General features: G+C 74.7%; 22 protein-coding genes. 15 read left to right on the top strand and 7 right to left on the bottom strand.

Translation table 11 applies throughout. From position 1 onward, the window contains the following. Positions 1 to 77 precede the first annotated feature (77 nt). The 4 genes from PV342_RS23330 to PV342_RS23315 are packed head-to-tail and all read left to right on the top strand — an operon-like array spanning position 78 to position 5,176. Entirely contained in the window at positions 78 to 914 is an 837-nt protein-coding gene (locus PV342_RS23330) for a M55 family metallopeptidase (RefSeq protein ID WP_018560988.1), read from the top strand. Next, positions 907 to 2,247, top strand: coding sequence for a M20/M25/M40 family metallo-hydrolase (locus PV342_RS23325; RefSeq protein ID WP_500318597.1), 1,341 nt, complete (start codon positions 907 to 909; stop codon positions 2,245 to 2,247). The genes PV342_RS23330 and PV342_RS23325 overlap by 8 nt, the downstream gene beginning before the upstream one ends. Continuing rightward, on the top strand, positions 2,244 to 4,241 hold the full coding sequence (locus tag PV342_RS23320; RefSeq protein ID WP_500318596.1) for a dipeptidyl-peptidase 5: 1,998 nt from the start codon (positions 2,244 to 2,246) through the stop codon (positions 4,239 to 4,241). Before PV342_RS23325 ends, PV342_RS23320 begins: the two co-directional genes overlap by 4 nt. After that, on the top strand, positions 4,238 to 5,176 hold the full coding sequence (locus tag PV342_RS23315) for a S66 peptidase family protein (RefSeq protein ID WP_500318595.1): 939 nt from the start codon (positions 4,238 to 4,240) through the stop codon (positions 5,174 to 5,176). Before PV342_RS23320 ends, PV342_RS23315 begins: the two co-directional genes overlap by 4 nt. 76 nt (positions 5,177 to 5,252) lie before the next feature. Here PV342_RS23315 and PV342_RS23310 read toward each other — a convergent pair whose 3' ends face one another. After that, the gene (locus tag PV342_RS23310; protein ID WP_500318594.1) at positions 5,253 to 5,927 is read right to left on the bottom strand and encodes a DUF4232 domain-containing protein; all 675 of its coding nucleotides are present in this window, start codon (positions 5,925 to 5,927) and stop codon (positions 5,253 to 5,255) included. Positions 5,928 to 6,132: 205 nt separating this feature from the next. On the opposite strand from PV342_RS23310, the gene PV342_RS23305 reads away from it, so the two are divergent. After that, a complete protein-coding gene (locus PV342_RS23305) occupies positions 6,133 to 7,323 on the top strand; it encodes a L,D-transpeptidase (RefSeq protein WP_500318593.1) in 1,191 nt (396 codons plus the stop codon). A gap of 16 nt (positions 7,324 to 7,339) precedes the next feature. Here the strand turns inward: PV342_RS23305 and PV342_RS23300 are convergent, their stop codons facing one another. Then, complete coding sequence (locus PV342_RS23300) at positions 7,340 to 8,476, bottom strand: serpin family protein (protein WP_500318592.1); 1,137 nt, start codon at positions 8,474 to 8,476, stop codon at positions 7,340 to 7,342. 664 nt (positions 8,477 to 9,140) lie between these two features. Between PV342_RS23300 and PV342_RS23295 the strand changes: the two genes are divergently transcribed. From PV342_RS23295 to PV342_RS23275, 5 genes are read left to right on the top strand one after another with little or no spacing between them, the layout of a single operon-like run. Beyond that, the gene (locus tag PV342_RS23295) at positions 9,141 to 10,121 is read left to right on the top strand and encodes an ABC transporter substrate-binding protein (protein WP_500318591.1); all 981 of its coding nucleotides are present in this window, start codon (positions 9,141 to 9,143) and stop codon (positions 10,119 to 10,121) included. Beyond that, positions 10,118 to 10,891, top strand: coding sequence for an ABC transporter permease (locus PV342_RS23290; protein WP_500318590.1), 774 nt, complete (start codon positions 10,118 to 10,120; stop codon positions 10,889 to 10,891). Before PV342_RS23295 ends, PV342_RS23290 begins: the two co-directional genes overlap by 4 nt. Beyond that, on the top strand, positions 10,888 to 11,661 hold the full coding sequence (locus PV342_RS23285; protein WP_400796287.1) for an ABC transporter permease: 774 nt from the start codon (positions 10,888 to 10,890) through the stop codon (positions 11,659 to 11,661). The genes PV342_RS23290 and PV342_RS23285 overlap by 4 nt, the downstream gene beginning before the upstream one ends. Further along, positions 11,654 to 12,454 (top strand): ABC transporter ATP-binding protein, encoded by an 801-nt coding sequence (locus PV342_RS23280; RefSeq protein WP_386986387.1) that lies wholly within the window; start codon positions 11,654 to 11,656, stop codon positions 12,452 to 12,454. The genes PV342_RS23285 and PV342_RS23280 overlap by 8 nt, the downstream gene beginning before the upstream one ends. After that, positions 12,451 to 12,954, top strand: a complete 504-nt coding sequence (locus tag PV342_RS23275; protein WP_400796291.1) for a methyltransferase family protein — start codon at positions 12,451 to 12,453, stop codon at positions 12,952 to 12,954. The genes PV342_RS23280 and PV342_RS23275 overlap by 4 nt, the downstream gene beginning before the upstream one ends. Here PV342_RS23275 and PV342_RS23270 read toward each other — a convergent pair. Together PV342_RS23270 and fes are read right to left on the bottom strand one after the other, a co-directional pair. After that, positions 12,927 to 13,445 carry a GNAT family N-acetyltransferase gene (locus PV342_RS23270; protein WP_386986384.1) on the bottom strand — a complete coding sequence of 173 codons (519 nt, stop codon included), beginning with the start codon at positions 13,443 to 13,445 and terminating at the stop codon, positions 12,927 to 12,929. The genes PV342_RS23275 and PV342_RS23270 overlap by 28 nt on opposite strands. A 496-nt stretch (positions 13,446 to 13,941) precedes the next feature. After that, positions 13,942 to 15,294, bottom strand: coding sequence for an enterochelin esterase (gene fes / locus PV342_RS23265; RefSeq protein ID WP_400796295.1), 1,353 nt, complete (start codon positions 15,292 to 15,294; stop codon positions 13,942 to 13,944). Between the two features lie 172 nt (positions 15,295 to 15,466). On the opposite strand from fes, the gene PV342_RS23260 reads away from it, so the two are divergent. The 3 genes from PV342_RS23260 (at position 15,467) to PV342_RS23250 (ending at position 19,037) form a co-directional block, all read left to right on the top strand. Continuing rightward, a complete protein-coding gene (locus tag PV342_RS23260) occupies positions 15,467 to 17,392 on the top strand; it encodes a DUF5107 domain-containing protein (RefSeq protein ID WP_500318589.1) in 1,926 nt (641 codons plus the stop codon). A 73-nt stretch (positions 17,393 to 17,465) separates the two neighbouring features. Beyond that, positions 17,466 to 18,536, top strand: a complete 1,071-nt coding sequence (locus PV342_RS23255; protein WP_400796301.1) for an RNA ligase (ATP) — start codon at positions 17,466 to 17,468, stop codon at positions 18,534 to 18,536. Positions 18,537 to 18,623: 87 nt separating this feature from the next. Then, positions 18,624 to 19,037 carry an SseB family protein gene (locus PV342_RS23250; protein WP_329184855.1) on the top strand — a complete coding sequence of 138 codons (414 nt, stop codon included), beginning with the start codon at positions 18,624 to 18,626 and terminating at the stop codon, positions 19,035 to 19,037. Between the two features lie 73 nt (positions 19,038 to 19,110). On the opposite strand, the gene PV342_RS23245 is transcribed toward PV342_RS23250, so the two are convergent. Together PV342_RS23245 and PV342_RS23240 are read right to left on the bottom strand one after the other, a co-directional pair. Further along, positions 19,111 to 20,595 carry a bifunctional phosphatase PAP2/diacylglycerol kinase family protein gene (locus tag PV342_RS23245; protein ID WP_500318588.1) on the bottom strand — a complete coding sequence of 495 codons (1,485 nt, stop codon included), beginning with the start codon at positions 20,593 to 20,595 and terminating at the stop codon, positions 19,111 to 19,113. Between the two features lie 120 nt (positions 20,596 to 20,715). Then, positions 20,716 to 21,096 carry a DUF2795 domain-containing protein gene (locus PV342_RS23240; RefSeq protein ID WP_089222757.1) on the bottom strand — a complete coding sequence of 127 codons (381 nt, stop codon included), beginning with the start codon at positions 21,094 to 21,096 and terminating at the stop codon, positions 20,716 to 20,718. A gap of 151 nt (positions 21,097 to 21,247) precedes the next feature. Between PV342_RS23240 and PV342_RS23235 the strand changes: the two genes are divergently transcribed. Continuing rightward, positions 21,248 to 21,508 (top strand): DUF6158 family protein, encoded by a 261-nt coding sequence (locus tag PV342_RS23235; RefSeq protein WP_018560969.1) that lies wholly within the window; start codon positions 21,248 to 21,250, stop codon positions 21,506 to 21,508. Between the two features lie 89 nt (positions 21,509 to 21,597). Here the strand turns inward: PV342_RS23235 and PV342_RS23230 are convergent, their stop codons facing one another. Continuing rightward, positions 21,598 to 21,759, bottom strand: a complete 162-nt coding sequence (locus PV342_RS23230; RefSeq protein WP_018560968.1) for a hypothetical protein — start codon at positions 21,757 to 21,759, stop codon at positions 21,598 to 21,600. Positions 21,760 to 21,926: 167 nt separating this feature from the next. On the opposite strand from PV342_RS23230, the gene PV342_RS23225 reads away from it, so the two are divergent. Further along, positions 21,927 to 23,159, top strand: a complete 1,233-nt coding sequence (locus PV342_RS23225; protein WP_500318587.1) for an aminotransferase class I/II-fold pyridoxal phosphate-dependent enzyme — start codon at positions 21,927 to 21,929, stop codon at positions 23,157 to 23,159. Positions 23,160 to 23,379: the final 220 nt, after the last annotated feature.

The following is a 23,379-nucleotide window of genomic DNA, read 5'->3' as shown; positions in this document are numbered from 1 at the left end:
GTCTGGGCCACTGAAGTTTTCCACAGGCGGCCCGGGGGCCTGGTGCGGGGCGGTGACTTTGCGTAACGTTCCGTGCCATGAAGATCCTGATCAGCGCGGACATGGAGGGCGCCACCGGGGTGACCTGGCCCGGTGACGTCCTGCCCGGCACGGAGGGCTGGCAGCGGTTCCGGCATCTGTTCACCTCGGACGTGAACGCCGCGATCGCCGGCTTCTTCGACGGCGGCGCCGACGAGGTCCTGGTCAACGAGGCCCACTGGTCGATGCGGAACCTGCTGCTGGAGCAGCTGGACGAGCGGGCCGAGATGGTCACCGGGCGGCACAAGGACCTGTCCATGGTCGAGGGCGTGCAGCACGGCGACGTGGACGGCATCGCCTTCGTCGGCTTCCACACGGGCGCGGGGACGGAGGGCGTGCTCGCCCACACCTACCTTCCGAACTCGATCACCGGCGTGTGGGTCGACGGCAGCCCGCCGGCGAGCGAGGGCCGGCTGAACGCACTGGTGGCCGCGGAGTACGGGGTGCCCGTCGTGCTGGTCACGGGCGACGACCGGACCGGGATCGACGCCCGGGACTACGCGCCGGCGGCGCGCACGGTCGCCGTCAAGGACTACGTCTCGCGGTACGCGGCCGTGTGCCGGCCGCCGGCCCGCACGGCGGCCGACATCCGCGCCGCCGCCAAGGACGCGACGTCACTCGCGGTCCGGCACGAGCCGGTGCGGGGCGGGCCGTTCACGATCGAGGTCGAGTTCGACGCGGCCCACCTGGCGGGAGCCGCCGCGATCGTGCCCGGTGTGGAGCGCACGGGCGAGCGCCGCGTCGCTTACACCTCACCGACCATGTATGAGGGGATCCGCTGCTACAAGGCCGTGACCACCCTGGTCTCGGCAGCTGTGGAGGAGCAGTATGGCTGACACCCGGGCACTGGACGAGGCGGTCCGCTTCACCTCGGAGCTGATCCGGATCGACACCACCAACCGCGGTGGCGGGGACGGGAACGAGCGTCCGGCGGCGGAGTACGCCGCGCAGCTGCTTGACGAGGCCGGGATCGAGGCGCGGGTCCTGGAGTCCGCGCCGGGGCGGGCCAACGTCGTGGCGCGGATCGAGGGCGCCCGGCGCGCCGGGAACGGACCGGGCGCGCTGCTCGTCCACGGCCACCTGGACGTCGTGCCCGCCCAGGCCGAGGACTGGAGCGTGCACCCCTTCTCGGGCGAGGTGCGGGACGGGGTGGTCTGGGGTCGCGGCGCGGTCGACATGAAGGGCACGGTGGCGATGGTGCTCGCCACCGTGCGCTCCTGGGCCCGCAGGGGGCTGCGCCCCGAGCGGGACATCGTGCTCGCGCTGACGGCCGACGAGGAGGACAGCGCCACCTACGGGGCGACCTACCTCGTCGAGCGGCACGCGGAGCTGTTCCGCGACTGCACCGAGGGCATCAGCGAGTCCGGGGGTTTCACCTTCCACGCCGGGCCCGGGCTGAGGCTGTACCCCGTGGCGGCCGGCGAGCGCGGGACCGCCTGGCTGAAGCTCACGGCCCACGGCAGGGCGGGTCACGGCTCCAAGGTCAACCGCACCAACGCCGTGACCCGGCTCGCCGCGGCCGTCTCCCGCGTCGGCGAGCACCGCTGGCCGGTGCGGATCATCCCCACGGTGCGGGCGGCACTGACCGAACTTGCGGCGCTGCACGAGGTCGAGCCCGACTTCGACGACGTCGACACCCTGCTCACCAAGCTGGGCCCGGCAGCCGCCCTGGTGGAGCCGGTGATCCGCAACAGCGCCAACCCGACGGTGCTCGAGGCCGGCTACAAGGTCAACGTCATTCCCGGTGCCGCGGTCGCCTACGTCGACGGCCGGGTCCTGCCCGGCGGCGACGAGGAGTTCGCGGCCACTATGGACGAACTCACCGGCCCCGACGTGGAGTGGGAGTTCCATCACCGCGAGATCCCGCTGGAGGCACCCCTCGACGCGCCGGTCTACGCCGCGATGCGAGAGGCCCTGATCCATTTCGACCCGGACGCCCACGTCGTGCCCTACGTGATGGGCGGCGGCACCGACGCCAAGCAGTTCTCGCGGCTCGGCATCCAGGGGTACGGCTTCTCCCCGCTGAAGCTGCCCGAGGGCTACGACTACGCGGGGATGTACCACGGCGTCGACGAACGGGTCCCGGTGGAGGGGCTGCACTTCGGCGTCCACGTACTCGACCGGTTCATGCTGGGCCGGCAGGACACGACCGACGGAGTCGCCCGATGACGCGCGCCCCGATCATCGCCCCCTACGGCGCCTGGAAGTCGCCCGTCGACGCCCGCACCGCCGCCTCCCACGACGGACGCCCCGAGTTCCCCGCGTTCGTCGGTGAGGAGGTGTGGTGGACCGAACCCCGGCCGGCGGAGGGCGGCCGCCGTGCCCTCGTGCGCCGCCGCGCGGACGGCACGGTCGGCAGCCCGCTGCCCGCGCCGTGGAACGTCCGCACCCGTGTCATCGAGTACGGCGGCCGGGCCTGGGCGGGCACGGCACGCCCGGGGACGGGACCGCTGATCGTCTTCTCCCACTTCCCGGACCAGCGGCTGTACGCGTACGAACCCGACGCCGAGGGCGCCGTGCCCCGGCCGCTGACCCCGCTCTCGCCGGTCGGCGACGGGCTGCGCTGGGCCGATCCGCAGATCCACCCGGACCGCGGTGAGGTGTGGTGCGTGCTGGAGGAGTTCACCGGGGAGGGCCCGAGCGACGTACGGCGGGTGGCCGCCGCCGTCCCGCTCGACGGCTCGGCCGCCGAGGACCGTACCGCGGTGCGTGAACTCTCCGACGACTCCTACGACTTCGTGACCTCGCCACGCCTCTCCCCGGACGGCAGGCAGGCCGTGTGGATCGCCTGGGACCACCCCCGGATGCCCTGGGACGGCACGGAGCTCAAGCTCGCCGCCGTCGGACCCGACGGCACTTTCGGCGCAGCCCGGACGATCCTGGGCGGCCCCGCCGAGTCCGTCGCCCAGGCGGAGTGGACACCGGACGGCACCCTCGTCGCCGCCACCGACCGCGACGGCTGGTGGAACCTGCACCGTGTCGACCCGGCCACGGGCGAGGCGGTCAACCTGCGTCCGGTGCAGGAGGAGTTCGCCGGTCCGGGCTGGCAGATGGGCGCGCGCTGGTTCGCCCCGCTCGCCTCCGGGACCCTGGCGGTGCTCCACGGCAAGGGCGCCCAGCGGCTGGGGATACTCGACCCGGCGACCGGCGAGTCGGCCGACGTACCGGGGCCGTGGAGCGAGTGGACGGCCGCGCTGTCCACGCAGGGCACCCGGGTGGTCGCCGTGGCCGCCTCGGCCCGCAGTTCGTTCGAGGTCCTCGAACTCGACACCTGCACCGGCCGCACCCGAGTCATCGGCGCCGCCCACCATGACATCGTGCCCCCGGAGTTCCTGCCCGATCCCGTGGAGCGGATCTTCACAGGGCCCGGCGGACGGGAGATCCACGCCCAGCTCTACCCGCCGGCGAACCCCTACTTCGCCGCGCCCGAGGGAGAACTTCCCCCCTATGTCGTGTGGGTGCACGGCGGCCCCACCAGCCGGGCACCGCTCGTGCTCGACCTGGAGATCGCCTACTTCACCTCGCGCGGTATCGGGGTCGTGGAGGTCAACCACGGCGGCTCCACCGGCTACGGGCGCGCCTACCGCGAACGGCTGCGCGAGCAGTGGGGCGTCGTCGACGTCGAGGACTGCGCCGCCGTCGCGCGGGCGCTGGCCGAGGAGGGAACCGCCGACGGGAGGCGCCTCGCGATCCGCGGCGGCAGCGCCGGCGGCTGGACGAGCGCGGCCTCCCTCACCGGCACCGACGTCTACGCCTGCGGCGTGATCAAGTTCCCGCTGCTCGACCTCACCGGCTGGGCCGAGGGCGGTGAGACCCATGACTTCGAGTCCCGCTACCTCGACTCGCTCATCGGGCCCTACACCGAGGTCCCGGAGCGCTACCGGGACCGCTCTCCGGTGACCCGGGCCGACCGGCTCACCGTCCCCTTCCTGCTGCTGCAGGGCCTGGAGGACGTGATCTGCCGGCCCGTGCAGTGCGAGCGGTTCCTGGAGCGGATCAAGGGACGCGGCGTCCCCCACGCCTACCTCACCTTCGAGGGCGAGGGCCACGGCTTCCGCCGCGAGGACACGATGATCACCTGTCTCGAGGCCGAACTCTCCCTCTACGGGCAGGTCTTCGGCTTCACCCCGCCCGCCGTACCAGCTCTGGAGCTCACCAAGTGACACCGCTCGTCCCGCTCACCCGCCCCCGCCGCCTCGTCCCCGGGGACCGGGTCGCCGTCGTCGCCCCCAGCGGACCCGTGCCCCGGGAACGGCTGGACGCGGGGCTCGACATCCTCCGCGGCTGGGACCTCGACCCGGTGGTGGCGCCGCACGTCCTGGACCGGCACCCCACCTTCGGCTACCTGGCCGGACAGGACGCGGCGCGCGCCCGCGACTTCCAGGAGGCGTGGTGCGACCCGTCGGTGGCCGCCGTGCTGTGCGCCCGCGGCGGCTACGGCGTCCAGCGCATGACCGACCTCATGGACTGGGAGGCGCTGCGCGCGGCCGGGCCCAAGACGCTTCTCGGCTTCAGCGACATCACCGCGCTGCACGAGGCGTTCGCGGTCCGGCTGGGCCTTGCGACCCTGCACGGGACCATGATCGCGGCGCACGGCTTCCTCAAGGACGAGCCCACCCGTGCCCAGTTGCGGGACACCCTCTTCCGGCCCGAGGGGACGCGGGTCCTCGGCGCCACGACCGCCCGGCCCCTCGTCCCCGGCACGGCACGCGGCGTCACCGTGGGCGGCTGCCTGGCCCTGCTCGCCTCCGGCCTCGGCACGCCGGACGGGCGGCCCGGGGTGCCCGGCGGCATCCTCCTGCTCGAGGACATCGGCGAGGAGCCCTACCGGATCGACCGGATGCTGACCCAGTTGCTGCGGGCCGGCTGGCTGGACGGTGTGGCGGGTATCGCCCTCGGCTCCTGGCGGGAGTGCGGGCCCTACGAGGAGGTGCGGGCGGTGCTCCTGGACCGGCTGGGCGGACTGGGCGTCCCGGTCGTCGAGGAACTGGGCTTCGGCCACTGCGAGACGAGCCTGACCGTGCCGCTCGGCGTCCCCGCCGTGCTGGACGCGGACGCCAGCACCCTCACGGTGGAGGCGGCCGCGACGGAGGACTGACCGGGCGGCACGATCGTGCGATGCACGTCCGCCATGGGCGGGCCCGGTGTGCCGTCCGTCGCCCCGTGCCGGGCCCTCAGGACGGTTCGGCCGCCGAGAGCGCGGTGACGGCGACGACGCCGTCGCACTCGGCGAACACCCCGTCGTCCAAGGCGACCTGGTGCCTGCCCGCACCGCCGGGCAGGCCCAGCACCATCGTCGGGTACTGGACCGGGGCCTCACCCGAGGCGCAGGAGCCGTCGCCCTCGCCCTGCACCTGGTGGAACGTCAGCTTCACCCAGGCGCGGCCGCCCGGTGCCAGCGCGACCGGCGCGGCCGTACCGGTGTGCCGCACCGTCAGCGGCACGTTCATCTCCGGCGAGCCGTTGGCCGCCCCGGCCACCGTCGGGAAGCCCTCGACGACGCAGGGCGCGCCGGAGGTGTTGGTGAACCCGGCCACCGCCGCCCCGGTGCCGGTTCCCTGGGGGCGCACGGCGGCCTGGTGCGCCGCCGTCGCCTCCAGGTCCTCCGCGCCGCAGCGGCCCGCGGGCTCCGACGAACCACCGGGCGCCCGTAATGCGCTGGAGGCCGGGACCGTGTCCCCCGCCGTCCGCGACGGCGCGACCGTCGGCGGAGCGGTCGGTGCGGACGAGCCCCCGCCCGCGCCACTGCCCGCCGCGCCGACGTCCCCCTGGCACCCCGTCAGCAGCACCGCCGCCGTCGCCGTCAGTGCCACCGCGATCGCGGCCCGCCTCGTGTTCCTGCGCTCCATGACGTCCCCCCAGGTCTTTCGGCTGCTGTGCTGCCGCGGAACACAAGGCCGCCGCCCTTCCGGGTTCCGTGCGTACACCCCTGGTACGGAACGGTGACGCCACGGAGTCGTCCGCTCCGCGCAGTTGCGGCCGCCGGGATGTGGTGGCCGCCGCGGGACCGGGCAGGAGCAGAGGTACGACTCGACAGGGGAGGAGAGCCGTCACATGACCGACGACCGGATCCGGAACCGCAGGACGACCCTGCGCGCCGGCGCCGCGACGTGCGCTTTGGCCGTCGTCGCGACGCTGCCGGCCTGCAGCGGCTCCGGCGGCGGAGGGCCCCACGCCGCGGAGCCGCGGCCCGCGATCGCCGTCGCCCCGGCCTCCGGCGGGCGGGCCGTGCCCGTCGACCGCAAAGTGACCGTGCGGACCACCGCCGCGCGGATCGAATCCGTACGCGTCACCGCCCCCGGCCCGGGGCCGTTGCGCGGCACGCTCGCGTCCTCCAAGGACAGCTGGACCTCGGCGGGCCGGCTGGCCCCCGGCGTGACCTACGACGTCCTCGTCCGCGCCGCCGCCTCCGATGGCAAGCGGCTGACGGAGCACACCACCTTCACCACCGCCGAACCGAAGCGCACCTTCGTGGGGGAGTACCACCCCGACAAGGGCACCACGGTCGGCGTCGGGATGCCGGTGTCGATCGTCTTCAACAAGCCGATACGCGACCGGGCGGCCGTCGAGCGCAAGCTGGGCGTCACCGCGAGTCCGGCCGTCGAGGGTGCCTGGAGCTGGATGAAGGACTGGAGCGGCCGCGACCGCGTCGACTTCCGTCCGCGCTCCTACTGGAAGCCTGGCACCGACGTCACGCTCCGCATGGACCTCGACGGGGTCGACGCGGGCGGCGGCCTCTACGGCACGCAGAACCGGGTCGTCCGCTTCCGGATAGGGGAGTCGGTCGTCACGACGGTCGACACCGCCCGCAAGACCCTCACCCTGCGCAGGGGCGGCGAGGTCCTGCGCACCATCCCCGTCTCCACGGGCAAGCCCGGTTTCGAGACGTGGAACGGGACGATGGTCGTCCTGGAGAAGACGCCCAGCATCACCATGAACTCCCGCACCGTGCGCATCTTCGGACCCGAGGCGTACAACCTGAAGGACGTGAAGTGGGACGTCCGGCTCACCACGTCGGGCACCTTCGCCCACGCCGCGCCCTGGAACGAGGGCAAGTTCGGCCGCGTCAACGGCAGCCACGGCTGCATAGGCCTGAGCACGTCCGACGCCAAGTGGTTCTACGACCACGTGTCGCCGGGCGACCCGGTGACCGTCGTCAACTCCACCGACACCGTGCAGGTCAACAACGGCTACGGCGCCTGGAACGCCGGTTGGGCGGACTGGCGGGCGGGAAGCGCCCTGTGACGGCCGCCCGGTGAGGTCAGGGGTTCACCCACCCCGCCACGAGGACCGCGGGGAAGAGCCGGTGGACGGCGAGGAAGCCGAACGGCCGCCGGAACTCAACGCGCACCCGCCTGGCTTGCCGGGCCTGCCCGGGAGCGCTGCCGACGATCAGGGAGACCGCGGTGACGGCGGCGGCCCGGAAGCCCTTCGCGCTGAAGGTCGCCGTGGCCGCCTGCTTCGCCGCGCCGACGGCCAGGGGCTGCGCGCTGATGCCGGGGAAGTGGCCGGCGCCGGCGTCCCGGGCGCGGGCCAGCCCGAACAACTCGGCGCGGTCGAGGAGATCGTGCTCGGCGCCCACGGTGAACGGCACCGTGGTCAGGTCGAGCGCGGGCGCCGGGTCGAAGCTCGTGACGTCCTCGACCACGACCCCCGGCCCGGGCCGCCCGTACGGCAGCAGGTTGCCGGGCAGCACCTGGTACGTCCCGTCGAGGGCCGCCACCCCGGCGGCGAGCACCTCGCCGGGGGCGACGTGGCCGGGGCCGCGCAGCAGATGGACCTCGATCCCGTTGGTGCCGTTCACCTTCGCCATGGTCAGCGGGCCGAAGGGGGTGGACGCGACCCCGGCCATGTCCAGATGGCGCGAACTGCGGAAGAGCGTCCCGGTGTGGTGGTCCTGGAAGGGCTCGGCCCAGTCGGTGCGCAGGGCCAGCGCGTTGGCGAGCAGCAGGAGGGTGTTCCGGTCGACGGCGACCGGCATCCTGGGGACCATGCCGTGGGTGCGGTCCGCCGCCCAGGCGTCCAACGTCCTGCGGTCGGTCTCGGTGTCGCCCGTGAAGTGCCCGTGGGCGCCCGCCGGGAGCAGCGAGAGCCAGCCGGGTGCGAGCGGCAGGGAGGCGCGGGTCCACAGGCCGACGGCGGTGTCGACGCCGTCCATGGCGTCCAGCCGGGCGAGCAGCCGTCCCGAGGCGCCGGCAGCCGTCGCGGCGTCCATGGCGACGGCCTGCTCCAGTTCGCCGCGGGCGGGGCCGGAGGCGCCCGCGGCGAGCAGGGCCAGCAGCGGCCAGACTCCCGCGGCGGAGAAGATCGTCTCCCCCGCGCCACCACCGGCCAGGGTCTCGCGGGCCCACCGCGCCGTCAGTGCGTTGACCGCGCTCACCAGTGTGCGGTCGTCCATGTCCCCCACCGTCCCCCCGCCCCGCCGGCGGAGCCGCGTCATCCGCGCCCTCCGCGCCGGAGGATCATCCCAGCGTCCGGGCCGAGCGGCCAAGGGGTCAAGCGGCCAAGGGGTCAAGCGGCCAAGGGGTCAAGCGGCCAAGGGCCGAGGCGCCGCCGCGGCACCGGCCGCAGCGGCGCAGCAGGGCCCGCGCTCGCCGCGCGGGCCCTGCTGTACTGCGGTTCGACGACCTACGAGGTGGGACTCCCTTCGCCGGCATGGTCCGGATCAGGTGCTAGGGGTCGCTCTCCGGTCTCAAAACCTCTTCCCGGACCTTCGAGCCTCTCAGCCCGGCCGTTGGACCCGGTTCCGGTGGAAGCCGCTGCTTCCGCTCCGCAACCAGTGCTACCGAACTCCCTCGCTCGCCCCGTAGGCCACGTTCCAATCTACTCAGCGCGGGACGGTGCGACTAGGGGTAAATCATGTCAAACCATGATTTTCTTCACTTGATCCGCCTCTTGTGCCTCCCGCGCCCCTGCTCTCCCGTTCGCGACACCCCTGTCATCGACGAGCCGTTGTGCGATCCGTTGACGGCGTCGCGCGACGCCCCTACCGTCACTTGGCGCGCCACCCAATGAACGACAGTTCACTGTGCGAACGGAACTGATCAGATCAGGGAGTGCCCATGCGTCGCACCTTTCCCCTGCTCCTGACGGCGGCAGCGCTCCTGGCCGCCGGGGTCACCGCCTGCGGCGACTCCGGCCGGCCCGCCGGCAAGGGCGCCTCGTCCGGTTCCGGCGGAGGAACGCGAAGCGTCACGATCGGCGCCATCGCCATCGTCGACACCGCTCCCGTGTACCTCGCCCAGAGCCGGGGCTTCTTCATGAAGCGCGGCATCGACGCGAAGATCACCTCGGTGCAGGGCGGCGCCGCCAGCATCACCGGCGTCATGGGCGGCCAGTTCGCCTTCGGCTTCGCCAACACCACCTCCCTGCTCACAGCCCGGCAGCAGGGGCTGCCGCTCAAGGTCGTCGCCAACGGCGTCGCCTCCACCGGCGAGCGGGACACCGACTACAGCGCCGTACTCGTCCCGGCAGGCAGCCCGGTCACGTCCGCGAAGGACCTCGCGGGCAGGACCGTCGCGGTCAACCAGCTGAAGAACATCGGCGACACGACCGTGCGCGCCGCCGTGCGCAAGGACGGCGGCGACGCCTCCAAGGTGGAGTTCGTCGAGATGCCGTTCCCCGACATGCCGGCCGCCCTGGCCAAGGGGCGGGTCGACGCGGTCTGGGAGGTCGAGCCCTTCGTCACCCAGGCCACCGGCCAGGGTGCCCGCGCCGTCGCCTGGCCCTACGCCGACGCCGCACCGGACCTCACCGTGGCCATGTACTTCACCACGCAGCCCACGCTCCAGAAGGACCCGGAGCTGGTGAAGGACTTCACCGCCGCCATGAACGAGGCCCTCGCCTACGCCGACGCCCACCCCGACGCCGTGCGCGAGATCCTCAAGTCGTACACCTCGATCCCCGCCGAGGCGATCGCGAAGATCAAGCTGCCCACGTGGCCGACGGAGATCAACCGGGAGTCCGTGCAGACCGTCGCCGACGACGCCCGCCAGGACGGCACACTCACCAAGGACGCCGACGTGGCGGCCCTCCTGCCATGAAAGGACGCGACGCCGCGTACGGAGCGGCCGGCCTCGCGGTGCTGTTCTGCGTCGCCGAGGCCGTCCCGCGGTTCGGCTGGGTCTCCCGGGACTTCCTGCCCCCGGCGAGCGAGATCCTGCTCACCCTCGGCCGTGAACTGAGGACCCGCCAACTCTGGTCGGCGCTCGGCGACACCATGAGCGCCTGGGCCCTGGGCCTGGCCATCGCGTTCGTCCTCGCGGTCGCGCTCGGCACCCTCATCGACGCCGTCCCGGGCGTCCGCGCCGCCACCGCCTCCACCGTCGAGTTCCTCCGGCCCATCCCCTCCGTGGCGCTCATCCCGCTCGCCACCCTCCTCTTCGGCGCGGACCTCGGCTCCAGCCTCCTGCTGGTCGTCTACGCCGCCTTCTGGCAGGTGCTCATCCAGGTGCTGTACGGCGTGGCCGACGTCGACCCCGTCGCCCGCGAGACCGCCCGCTCCTACCGCCTCGGCCACTGGACGACGCTGCGCCGGCTCGTCTGGCCCACCGCGCTCCCGTACGTCATGACCGGACTCCGGCTCGCCGCCTCCGTCGCGTTCATCCTCGCCGTCACCGCCGAACTGGTCATCGGCAGCCCCGGACTCGGGCTGCGCATCCAGCTCGCCCAGTCCGGCGGCGCCGTGGCCACCGTCTACGCCCTGATCACCCTCGCCGGGATCATCGGGGTCGTCGTCAACCTCGCCGTACGCCGCCTGGAGCGGTGGCTGCTGGCCTGGCACCCCTCCGTCCGCGGGGAGGCCGCCGCATGAGCCGTGCCGTGCGTCTTGTGCGCGGCGCCCTGCGGGTGCTGGGGCTGCCCGTCCTCCTCGTCCTCGGCTGGTGGGCGTGGAGTGTGTGGCGGCCCAGCTTCTACGTGCCCTCGCCGCAGCGGATCGCCGCCGTCTTCGGCGACGTGTGGCTCACCGCCCGCCTCGGCGACGACGTGCTGCCCAGCCTCCTGCGGCTCCTCGCCGGGTACGTGCTCGCCGCACTGCTCGGCGTCGCCCTCGGCACCGCCATCGGCCTCTCGGCCCGGCTGCGCGCCGCCACCGAACCCGCCCTGGAGTTCTTCCGCGCGATCCCGCCGCCCGTGCTCGTGCCGCTGATCATGCTCGTCGCCGGGCTCGACACGGCCATGAAGGTCCTCGTCATCGTCTCGGGCGCGATCTGGCCCGTGCTGCTCAACACCATCGAGGGCGTGCGCGCCGTGGACGAGGTGCTCTCCGACACCGCGCGGGTCTACGGCCTGCGCGGCCCCGCCCGGCTGCGGCGCCTCGTCCTGCCCGCCGCGAGCCCGCAGATCATGGCCGGTCTCCGGCAGGCGCTGTCCATCGCCATCATCCTCATGGTCATCGCGGAGATGTTCGCCAGCACCTCGGGCATCGGCCACACCGTCGTGCTGTTCCAGCGGCAGTTCCAGATCCCGGAGATGTGGAGCGGCATCGTGCTGCTCGGCCTGGTCGGCTTCCTGCTCTCGCTCGCCTTCCGCGCCCTGGAGCGCCGGGTCCTGCACTGGCACCAACGGGAGACACATGCTTGAGATCACCGGACTGCGCAAGGCGTACGAGGGCCGCGGCCGCGTCGTCGAGGCGCTGCGCGGCATCGACCTCACCGTCGAGCGCGGCGAACTCGTCTGCGTCGTCGGCCCGTCGGGCTGCGGCAAGACCACCCTGCTCAAGTGCGTCGCCGGCCTCCTCGCACCCACCGCGGGACAGGTCAGGCTCGCCGGGCGCCTCGTCGACGGGCCGCCGCCCGGCATGGCGGTGGTGTTCCAGGAGTACGGCCGCAGCCTCTTCCCGTGGCTGACGGTCAGCCAGAACGTCGAACTCCCGCTCCGTGAGAAGCGGGTGCCGGGCCCGCGCCGCACCGCCCTCGTCCAGCAGGCGCTCGCCGCCGTCGGTCTGGCCGACGCGGGCTCCGCCCACCCCTGGCAGTTGTCCGGCGGCATGCAGCAGCGGGTCGCCATCGCCCGCGCCGTCGCCTACGAGCCCCAGGTCCTGCTCATGGACGAGCCGTTCGCCGCGGTGGACGCGCAGACCCGTGCCGACCTCGAGGACCTCCTCCTCGGACTCTGGCACCGTCTCGGCATCACCACGATGCTCGTCACCCACGACATCGACGAGGCCGTCTACCTCGCGCGCCGGGTCGTCGTCCTGTCCGCCGCGCCCACCGTCGTCCAGGAGGACCTGCACGTCGACCTGCCGCACGACCGCGACCAGATCATCACCCGTTCCGACCCCCGCTTCGCGGAACTGCGGGCCCACGTATACGGGCAGATTCGCGCCGCGAAGACGTATCCGGGACGCCCGCCGGCGGGCACCATGAAGGCATGAGACGGTCCACGGCCGCGCTCGGCAGCGCGGTCTTCCTCCTCGCGGCACCCGGCGTCGTGGCGGGACTCGTGCCCTGGTGGCTCACCCGCTACGCCTCCGGCGACGGCCCCTGGCCGGTACGGGCGGCCGGCGGCCTGCTCGCCCTGGCCGGGGCGGCGGTGCTCCTGCACGGCTTCGCCCGCTTCGTACGCGAGGGGCGCGGCACGCCCGCACCCGTCGCCCCCACCGAACGCCTCGTCACCGGTGGCGCGTACGCCCGGGTCCGCAACCCCATGTACCTGGCCGTCGTGGCGCTCGTCGCCGGGCAGGGACTGCTGCTCCTGCGGCCCGTCCTGCTCCTCTACGCGGCCGCCGTGTGGCTGACCGTCGCCGCGTTCGTCCGCTGGTACGAGGAGCCGACGCTGCGCGCCGCGCACGGCGAGGAGTACGAGGCGTACCGCCGGGCCGTGCCCGCGTGGCTGCCGCGGTGGGCTCAGACCCGGTCGAAGGGCTCCGCGTAGCGGAACGCCCCGCTCAGCGACGGGGTGTAGCCGGACAGCGGGCGCACCTGGAAGTACGGCCCCCAGGCCGGGTCGGGCGGCGTGATCCGGTAGTCCGTGCTCGCCCTGAAGCCGTACCGGCCGTAGTAGTCCGGGCTGCCCAGCAGCGCCACCAGCGGTTCCCCGAGGGCGTCCGCGGCGCCCAGAGCGGTGTGCACCAGGGCCAGTCCGACGCCCTTGCGCTGGTGCTCCGGCGCGACGCTCAGCGGGCCGAGGCCCACCACGGGCGTGCCTCCGGCGTGCGCCCGCGTGCAGACGACGTGGCCGATGACGCTCTCCCCGTCGGAGTCCACGGCGACCAGGGACAGCTCCGGCAGCCAGGCGTCGCTCCTCCGCAGCTCGGCCAGCAGCGTGACCTCGACGGGAACGGGACGGTCCGCCGAGGCGAACGCCTCCCCGGTGAGCGCCTGCACTGCGGGGACGTCGTCGGGGGTCTCACGTCGAATCAGCATCCGGGCAGTCTGGACGCCCCGCCCCCGCGCGGCAAGCGCATTTCGAGCACGGCCACCGCGTCGGCCGTGCTTCCGGGGGTGCCCATGGCGGTTCGCGGCGGCCCGTGGCGCGGGCGGCCGCGCATACCGCGTGGTCACGGGGGTGGTGCCGCGGCGGTCGTCGTCGACCGGGCCGCGCGACGCGCCCTGCGCACCGTGCCGCGGTGGCGAGGGGGTTCTGTGGTCGGCGGCTCCGGTGACGCCGCGAGCGGACGGGGCGTCGTCGTGCCGGTTCGGCGGTGTGCGGACATCCGCCGCGCCGCGCCGGGCGGGCGGTCCGGCTCATGCCGCGGTCCTTGCGGACCCCCGCGCCCGCGCCGCCGTCACGTGCGCCGGGCGGCGCGCACCCGCGGCCGACGGCTGCGGCCAGAGGGGCCACCCCGCGGTACGCGTCCCGCGGCGGCCGTGCCGCGCCGGGTCGTCACCGCCGCCGGCACGCGTGCGCCGTGCCGCCGCGTCAGACCGGTTCCGTGTCGGCCGGGGCCGACACGCGAGGGCCACGGAGAGTGCCCGGGAAGGGGCCGCGCAGCAGGGAGACGAGCCCGTGGGCGAGTTCCTCGCGCCAGCACAGGTAGTCGTGGCCGCCGTTGTACTCGTGGTGCGCCACTTCGTAGCCCTGGGCCAGCAGGGCGTCCCGCAGCCGGCGGACCGCGGCCGTCAGCCCCCACTCCTGCAGGCCCGCCGACAGGTGGAAGCGGACCGGTCTTCGGGAGAGGGACGCCACGCGCCCGGTCAGCCACTCCTCGGGCAGCGCCTCGGCGCGGTGCCCGGCCGGCCACCAGAAGGCGCCGGACTGAGCGAGCACGTTCCCGAAGCGCTCGGGCCGCCGCAGCGCGGCGTACGCCGCGGCCAGTCCGCCGAGGCCCTGGCCGGCGACGACCGTGCGCGCCGGGTCGCCGCTGACCGGCCACCGGCGGGCCGCCCAGGGCAGCAGTTCGCGGGTCAGGAAGGCCACGAAGCGGTCATCGCAGGTGAGTTCGCGGCGCCGGGTGTCGCTGTCCAGGGCGTCCGGCATCAGCGCGACCAGCGGCGGCAGCGCACCGGCCGCCACGAGCCCGTCGAGCAGCGACGAGACGTCGAGGTGCTGCTGCCACACGTCCCCGTCGAGCAGCACCACCACCGGCAGCCCGGCCAGGTCCTCGTAGCCGGACGGCGCATAGGCCCACACCCGGCGCCAGTTGCGCAGGTGGGCGCTGCGCATGGTGTGGACGGAGACCTCGCCCGCGGGCGCCCCCGGCCGGTCCCGCCACGCGCCGAGTGGCGCCGGGGCCGCGGGGAGGGCGACGACCGAGAGCGGTTCGGTACCCCAACGGGTGGGGAAGACGGCCCGGTTGAAGGGGTCGCGGCGCGGGTGGCGGCGCAGTCCGCGCAGGTACGCCTGCCCCTTGGGCCCGGTGGGAGCCGCGGCGGCGCCCTCGCCCTCGTCCACGCACAGCGCGTACGTGGCGCGCCAGTCGGCGCGCATCCTTATCGTCCAGTGCCACACGTCCGTGCCCGGCACGCGCGACATCAGGTTGCCGGCCAGGTCGTCAGGGTCGAGCACCTGGTTGGGCAGGGCCAGCACGGCGCGCGTCGCGGCCGTGCCGCGCCAGAGGAAGGTGACCGCGGCGTGCCCGGGGTCGCCGTCCAGGGGTTCCACCAGGGGTGTCCCCTCGGCCTCCACGGCCCGCCAGAACTCCGCCTCGCGCCCGGGGCGGGCGGCCAGCGCCGCGAGCCGCGGACTTCGCGCGCGCTCGACGGGCGCCGGGCGCGGGACGCGGGGCGCGCGCGAGGGCGTTCCGTTCGGCGGGCTCCAGAGCGTGGACAGCATGATCGGCAAACCCTCCCGGACCCGTCCGACGGCAAAAGAAGGCCAAAATGACGTTCACCACATATTGAAGTCCGCACACGGCCCGGTCCATGAGGTCCAAACCCCTGACGGCGCGGGCCGATACGGGGTTCCATGTCCTCACCCGACCAGCGGTGACAGAGAGAGGGACCTCTTGGCCACCACCGTGCGACGCACCACCCTCACCCTCCCGGCCAGCCCGCTCGGCCCGGAGAACCCCCTGCCCGCGCTCAGGGCGCCCGGGGACCCGCACCTCCTCGACCCGGCCGAGAGCGTCGCGCTGCCGCCCGGCATGGCCCGGCGCATCGGCTACGGGCGGCTGCGCACCCTGCTCCCCGTACCGCGTCTCGACGGCTACACCCGAGAACGCGTGCCCACCGCACTGGACGCGGTCGTCCTGGAGAACGACCGGTTGCGCGCCACGGTCCTGCCGGGGCTCGGCGGCCGCCTGTACGCGCTGCACCACAAGCCCTCGGGCCGCGAACTGCTGCACACCGACCCCGTCCTGCAGTACGCCGACTTCGGCCTCGCCGGTGCCTGGTTCTCCGGCGGCGTCGAATGGAACCCGGGCGCCACCGGACACACCGCGCTCAGCTGCGCCCCGCTCCACGCCGCCCGCGTCCCGGCTCCCGGCGGCGGGGAGATGCTCCGCCTCTGGGAGTGGGAGCGGCTGCGCGACCTGCCCTTCCAGATCGACCTGTGGCTTCCCGAGGGCTCCGACTTCCTCTACGCGGGGGTACGCGTCCGCAATCCTCACCACCGGACCGTTCCCCTCTACTGGTGGTCCAACACCGCCGTACCCCAGGCACCTGGCACCCGCGTCGTCGCACCCGCCACCCACGCCTGGCACTTCGGCGCGTCGCGCACCCTCCGGCGGGTGCCCGTCCCCGAGGCGCCCACCGCCTCCGAGCACCCGGCCGACTGGTTCTACGACCTGCCCGACGGCACCCGCCCCTGGATCGCGGCCCTCGACGCCGACGGCCGCGGCCTCGTGCAGACCTCCACCGACGCCCTCCGCGGCCGCAAGCTCTTCGTCTGGGGACAGGGTTCCGGCGGACGCCGCTGGCAGCGCTGGCTCGCCGGGGACGAGGGCGACGGCCCCGGCTACCTGGAGATCCAGGCCGGACTCGCCCCCACCCAGCTCGAACACCTCCCCCTGGCCGCGGGCGCCGCCGTGAGCTGGCTGGAGGCGTACGGCCCGCTGGAGGCCGCCCCCGGCGCGGATTCGAGCGCCGTGGCGGAACGCCTGGAGGCGGTCCTGCCGCGCGAGCACCTGCGCGCCGCCCACGAGGCGTGGCTGCCGGCCGCCGACGCCGAACCCAAGGACGTCCTTTCGACCGGCTCCGGCTGGGGCGCGCTGGAGGTCACCCGCGGCCGGTTCGACCTGCCCGGTACGCCCTTCGCGCCCGACACCCTGGGCGAGCGGCAGAAGCCGTGGCTGGAACTGCTGCTCGCCGGGGTCTTCCCGAGACTCGGCGAGGACACCGTCCCCGGCCCGGTGCTCGTCTCCCCGGAGTGGCGGGAACTCCTGGAGACCGCGGGCACGTACGAGGGCAACGCGTGGGCCCTGGACTACCATCTGGGCCTCGCCCAGTGGCACGCGGGCGACCGCGCGCAGGCCGTCCGCAGCTGGGAGCGGGCCGCCGCGGGATCGGGTTCGTGTCTTCCGCTGCGCTGCCTCGCCGTCGCCGACCAGAGCGACGGCAACCCCGAACGCGCCGCGCAGCGCTACCTCGACGCCTTCCGGGCCGTCCCCGGAGGCGAGGCATGGGCCACCGCCGCGGCGGCCCTGGCACGCGAGGCCGTGCCGGCGCTCCTGGCCGCCCGCCGTCCCGGCGACGCCGCCGCCGTCCTCGACGCCCTGCCCGCAACGACCCGCGCCCGAGGGCGCTTTCGGCTGCTGCACGCCCAGGTCCTGCTGGCCGCGGGGGACACCGCGGGCGCGCGGGCCGTGTTCGAGGAGGGCTTCACCGTCGACGACCTGCGGGAGGGCGAGGAGTCGCTGCACACCACATGGCGCGCCCTCACCGACGAACCCCTGCCCGGGGGGTACGACTTCCGCATGGCCCCGGCGCCCTGAAAAACCGTTCGCCCGCGGCGGGCGGCACCCCGCACAGTGGTGCGATCCACGCACCACCACGAGGGGGAACCCGATGTCGACGCTGCGCGTCACGGCCGAACGGCTCACCGTCCACGACCACCCGAACGCGGACGCCCTGGAACTCGCCCAGGTCGGCCTCTACCGGGCGGTCGTGGCCAAGGGTGCCTACCGGACGGGCGACTTCGCGCTGTACATCCCCGAGCAGTCCGTGCTGCCCGCCGCGCTGATCGCCGAACTCGGCCTGACCGGACGGCTCGCCGGCCCCGCCGCCGACCGCGTCAAGGCGGTCCGGCTGCGCGGCGAGCTGTCCCAGGGCGTCGTCTGCCTCCCGGCCGCACTCGACGGAACGGACCTGGCACGGGCCGCCGGGGACGGCACCGACTTCGCGGAACTGCTCGGCATCACCAAGTGGGTGCCGCCGGTCCCGGTGTCGATGAGCGGCGACGTGGAGTCGGCGCCGGACCTGCTGCCGTGGATCGACATCGAGAACGTCAAGCGCCACCCCGGTGTCTTCACCGCAGGCGAGCCGGTCGCGATCACCGAGAAGCTCCACGGGACGGCCTGCTGCCTGACCTACCTCGCCGACTCCGGACGCGTGCTGGTCACCTCCAAGGGGCTGGGCGCCCAGCGCCTCGCCCTGAAGGAGGCCGACGGCAACCTCTACTGGCGCGCGGTCCGCGGCCACGGCCTGCCAGACGTCGCCGCGGCCCTCGCCGGCCGGCTCGGCGCCACCCGGGTGGCGATCTTCGGAGAGGTCTACGGCGCCGGTGTCCAGGACCTCGGCTACGGCGCCGACGCGGGCCGCGGCACGCCCGGCTACGCGGCGTTCGACGTCGCCGCCGAGGTCGACGGGGCCGTGCGCTGGCTCGACCCCGCCGAGGCGCTCCCGGCCGGGAGCGTGCCACTGGTGCCCACGCTGTACGAGGGCCCGTTCGACCTCGGCGCCGTCCTGGACCTCGCGCGGGGCGCGGAGACCGTCTCCGGCCGCGGACTTCACCTGCGTGAGGGCGTCGTGGTCCGGGCGGCACCGGACCGGCACAGCCCCGAGCTGGGCGGGCGCGCCGTCCTCAAGGCGGTCAGCGAGGCCTACCTCACCCGCAAGGGCGGCACCGAGTACGAGTGACTCCGGCGAACGCGCATGACCGTTCCCTCGCTGGGTACGCGCAGCCCCCGAGCCACCCCGTACGCAAGCAACGGAAAGGGAACGGCCATGACCGATTTCACCACTCCGAACGGTGCGCAGCCCCCGGCGCAGCGAGCCCTGCACGAGATCGCCACCGGTGGTGACAACGCGGCCGCGCTCAGCACCCTGGCGGCCAGCGACATCCTGCTGCCGGTGCCGGCGCCGCCGGAGGAGCCCGCGGGGGACGGGGCGCAGGAGGAGACGATCAGCCTGCCGGTCTTCGAGCAGGAGGACGGGACGAAGCTGGTCCCGGTCTTCACCTCGGAGGTTCGCCTGGCGCACGCCCTGCCCAACGCGCGGGGTTACCGCATCCTGCCCCTCGCGGCGCTCAGCAGCGGCTGGCCGTCGGACGACCTCACGCTCGCGATAGACGCCGGGTCGCCGGACACCCTCACCATCAAGGGCGAGGGCGTCCGGGCGCTGGCGGGACTGTCGGGCTGACGGCGGTCCGCCCGCCCCTACCCGCGAAGCGGGCCGCGCCCCTGGGGAGCGCGGCCCGCTTCGTGTGTCCGGCTCAGAGCGGCCGGTAGACGGTCAGGGCCTCGTTGGCCTTGTCGATGACCAGCTCGCGCGGCGCGGGCGCCACCTCGCCGTCGAAGGCCAGGCGGATGCCGGGGTCCACACCACCGATCCGCAGCCGCCGCAGCAGCGCCGTCGTCGAGCCGGTGAGGGCGGCCGCGAGCAGGCGGGTGCGTGCGTACGGGCTGCCGGGGACGATGCGGACGTCGAGTTGCCCGTCGGACAGGGCGCGGCGCCGCAGCGGCGCCGGGCCGATGCTGCGGTAGGCGCCGTTGCCGGCGAACAGCATCCACACCGAGTGCCGCCGCCCGTTGATCTCGAGGTCGATCGGGGCGGAGGTGCGCAGCACGTGCAGCGCGGCCAGCACCCCCGCGGGCCAGCTGCCCACGCGCCGCGACCAGCGTTCGCGGTAGCGGACGAGGTCGGGGTAGACGCCGATGCTGAAGGTGTTGAGGAAGACCGTGGACTCCGCGGACCCGGCCTCCTTGCCCGCGGCGTCGCCGGTCGGGGAGACCCGTGCGACGTCTACCGCGATCGCGGTGCCCTCGCGGACGGCCCGCGCGGCGTCGTCGATGTTTTCGATCGACAGGTCGAGCGCGAAGTGGTTGTACGTGCCGCCGGGGGAGACGAGCAGCGGCACGCCGTGCCGCAGCGCGACCGACGCGGCCAGGCTGACGCTGCCGTCCCCGCCGTGGATGCCGAGCGCGCCGCCGGCCTCCGCCGCCTGCTGGGCGGCCTTCTCCAGCATCTCGGCGAGGTCGTCGTCCTCGGAGCACTCCTCGACCACGGCCTCCGGCAGCGCGCCGCGCAGCCGTTCAGCCGGCGGGCCGAGCAGCGGCGGCGGGCCGGAGACCTCGTTGACCACCGCGAACAGTCCGCGGCCGTCCGGCAGGGCCGGTGCGTCGGCCCGGGGGGTCGGGGGCACCGCCAGCTGCCGTCCGGTCTGCACGAGGCCGCGTACGGCCAGGGCCGCGCCCGCGCCGAGGGCCATCCCGGCGGCGACGTCGCTGGGGTAGTGCACGCCGGTGTAGATCCGGGAGAACGCCACCGACCAGGCGACCGGCAGCACCGCGGCCCCCCAGCGGGGCGACTCCAGGGCGACGCCCGCGGCGAACGCGGCGGCCGACGCGGCGTGGCCGGAAGGGAAGGACGTCGTGCCGGGCTGCCGCGACAGACGGCGCATCACGGGCACGGAGTCGAGGACGGGGCGGTTGCGGCGCACCGCGCCCTTGCCGATGGTGTTGACCACCGCCGACGCCACCGCCAGCGACCCGGCGCCGCGCAGGGCGGCGCGGCGGCCGGTGCGGCCGCCGACGGCCGCGATGCCGGCGGCGATCCCGAACCAGAGCAGTCCGTGGTTGGCGGCCCGGCTGAGCCGGGGCAGCACCGGCTCGGCGGCCGGCCACGACCGGTTCGCCACGTTCAGGAACAGCTTCTTGTCCCATGCGCTCAGGATCCGGCGCACAACGACTACCTCCATGATCGATCGATTCCCGGGCGTTGCGGGCGGTGCGGTCCGGGGCCGTGGCCCAGGGGCGGTCGCACGGCGCGCGGGGCCGGTCACCCGGTCCCGCGGCCGGCGTCGCGGTCGTGCCGTTCGTCAGGCCTCCGGGCGCATGCCCAGGGTCCGTACGACTTCCTGGACGTTGGCGTACCGCCGGTTGTCGCCGGGGAGTCCGTCCACCAGGTCGGTCAGGGGGTCCGGCGCGTGCCGGTCGCGCAGGGCGCGCAGCAGGTCGCCGCGCCGCGCGGGGAACGGCTGCCGGGTCAGGTGCCGGGCGAGCTCGAACCGCACCGCCGTGCCCTCGGGGGCACCGGCCCAGGCCGGTCCCGTGCCGACCTCGGGGTCGTCGTCGGCGGCGGGCTCGGGGTCGTGCCACTCCTCGACCCGGGTCGAGTGCCCGGAGCGCAGCATCTCGCGCAGCTCGTGCTTCATCTCGTCGTCACGGTGGACGCTCAGACGGTCGCTTCCTCGTTGCACGGTGGCTCCTTTCCTCAGGGTCAGGTCTCTCCATCGTCTACCCCGACCAGGGGTCCGATGCCTGTCGAATGCCCGCAGAAGCGGATGAATCCCCGCACCCGGGGTACCAAACGGGCGAGGTGACCGGAGGCGAAAGGAAGGTGCGCGCCCCATGAGCCGCTACCCCGGCGGGGTCGACCCCGCAGACCTGGACGAACGACAACTGGTGCAGGAACTGGAGTCGGTCCACCGGACCCGCCACGAGACGCTGCTCTACGGCTCCGGCGCGGCCCTCGACGCCCACAACTCGCGGATGGCGGCCCTGGAGGGCGAGTACCTGCGCCGCCATCCCCAGCGGATGGTCTCCTCCGGCCGTACCCGGGCCGGGGCGAGGGCCCGGACGCTGCGGATGCCGGTCCAGGCCCAGCACTAGCGGACCGGGCGGCGGACACCCGCGTGTGCGGGGCGCGCGGCCGCCCGACGGCCGCCCCGCGCCCCGCGTTCCGCTCGCGGTTCCCCGCGCTACCACCGGTACCAGCGCGAGCCGCCGGAACCGCTCCGTGCCACGAATCCGAGCAGCCACAGCACCAGCACGACCAGGGCGACCCACCAGAGGATCTTGACGGCGAAACCCGCGCCGAAAAGGACGAGGGCCAGCAGCAGAACGAGTAGCAGCGGGACCATGGGACCACCTCCTGGATTCCGGTTGCCCTGGATTCCCGGCGGCACGCAGAGGAAATGCGCGCGCCCCGGCGGCGGGGGTGCGGAGCGCGTGCGAGGGTGGCGGCGGGGCCGGGCCCGCGGGCCCGGCCACCGATCCCGCCGGTCACCCGATCCCACCGGAGGCACGGATGCAGCGGACGTCACCGCCGGCCCCGCCCGGGCGCCTCGCGCGCGGCGGGGAGCGGCCCGACCCCGGGTTGCCGGTGCCGCGGTACTGGGCGGAGCGTCTCTCGGCCGGGATGCCGGGCGGCGCGGCACCGGAGCCGCCCGGCGGCGGCGAGGCGGTGCGTACGGCCGCCGCGGGCTACTGGGAACGCCGCGGGCTCGCCACGACCGCCGCCGGTACCGTGGCCGCGCCGGGCGCGGAGCCCCTGCTGCTGGCGCTGCTCGCGGCGGTGGACGGCGACGTCGTGCTCGCCCGGCCCGCCGCCGCCTGGCAGGCGCCGCTGGTGCGGACCCTCGGCCGCCGCATCACGACGGTGCAGACCCCCGCGGTCGGCGGCGGCGCCCCCGACCCCTTCGCCCTGCTGGAAGCGGTGCGCCGGGCCCGCGCGGAGGGCGCCGACCCGAGGGTCCTGCTCATGGCGGCCGCCGACGACCCCAGCGGGACGGTGACGCCCCCGGAACTGCTGCACGAGGTGTGCGAGGCGGCCGAGCAGTGCGGGCTCCTCCTGGTCTCCGACGAGACGTACGCCGACACCGTGCACCACCCGCACGAGACCGTGCTGCTCACCCCCGCCGAGACGCTGCCGGGCCGGACCGTCGTCCTCACCGACCTGTGCGCGGCCCTGGTGCCGCCGTCCTGGCCCGTGGCCCTCGCCCGGTTCCCGGCCACCGCGGAGGGCGCGCGTCTGCGGGCCGCCGTGGCGGACCACTGCGCAGGGCTCCGCGCGGTGCTCCCGGGGCCGGTGGCCGCCGCGGCCGCCCTCGCGCTCGCCGAGGGCGACGAGGTCCGGGCCCACCTCGCCGCCGCGAGCCGTCTGCACGCCGCCCTCGGCGCCGCCACCCACCGGGCGGTCACCCGGGCCGGCGCCCTGAGCCGCCCGCCCGAGGCGGGCTTCCACCTCTACGCCGACCTCGGCCCCCTGCGGCACGCCCTGGCGGCCTCCGGCGTCACGGACGCCCCGACCCTGGAGACCGCGCTGTCCACTCTGCTCGGACGTCCCGTCCCAGGCGGCCACCGCTTCGGCGACGACCCCTCCGCACTCCACGTCCGCATCGACACCGGGCCCCTGCACGGCACCGACGACGCCATGCGCCGTGCCGCCCTCGACGCCCGGGACCCGCTCGAACTGCCGCACGTAGACGCGGCGTTGTCCGCCCTGGGGGCCGCGATCACCGGCCTGGCCACGGGCGCCTGAGCGCCGCCCCCGCGCGGGGCGCGTCGCTGCCGCGCCGTGCGCCGGCGAGGGCGACCGCCCTGGACGGCCGGAGTGATACCGACGAGGGGCTGACACGAACCGTCGACGCGGAAACCGAGGACGAACCGCACCGGGCGCCCGCAGCCGGTGGGCGACGGCCGTAGGACCGCGCCGTCCGCCCTCTCCGGCGGCCCGGTTGTGTGCGCGCGACAGCCGTGGG

The sequence above is a fragment of the Streptomyces sp. PA03-3a genome (assembly GCF_033792735.1).
Taxonomy (GTDB): Bacteria; Actinomycetota; Actinomycetes; order Streptomycetales; family Streptomycetaceae; genus Actinacidiphila.
Note: the sequence above shows the minus strand (reverse complement) of the source record. Positions and strands in the feature narration are given on the sequence as shown.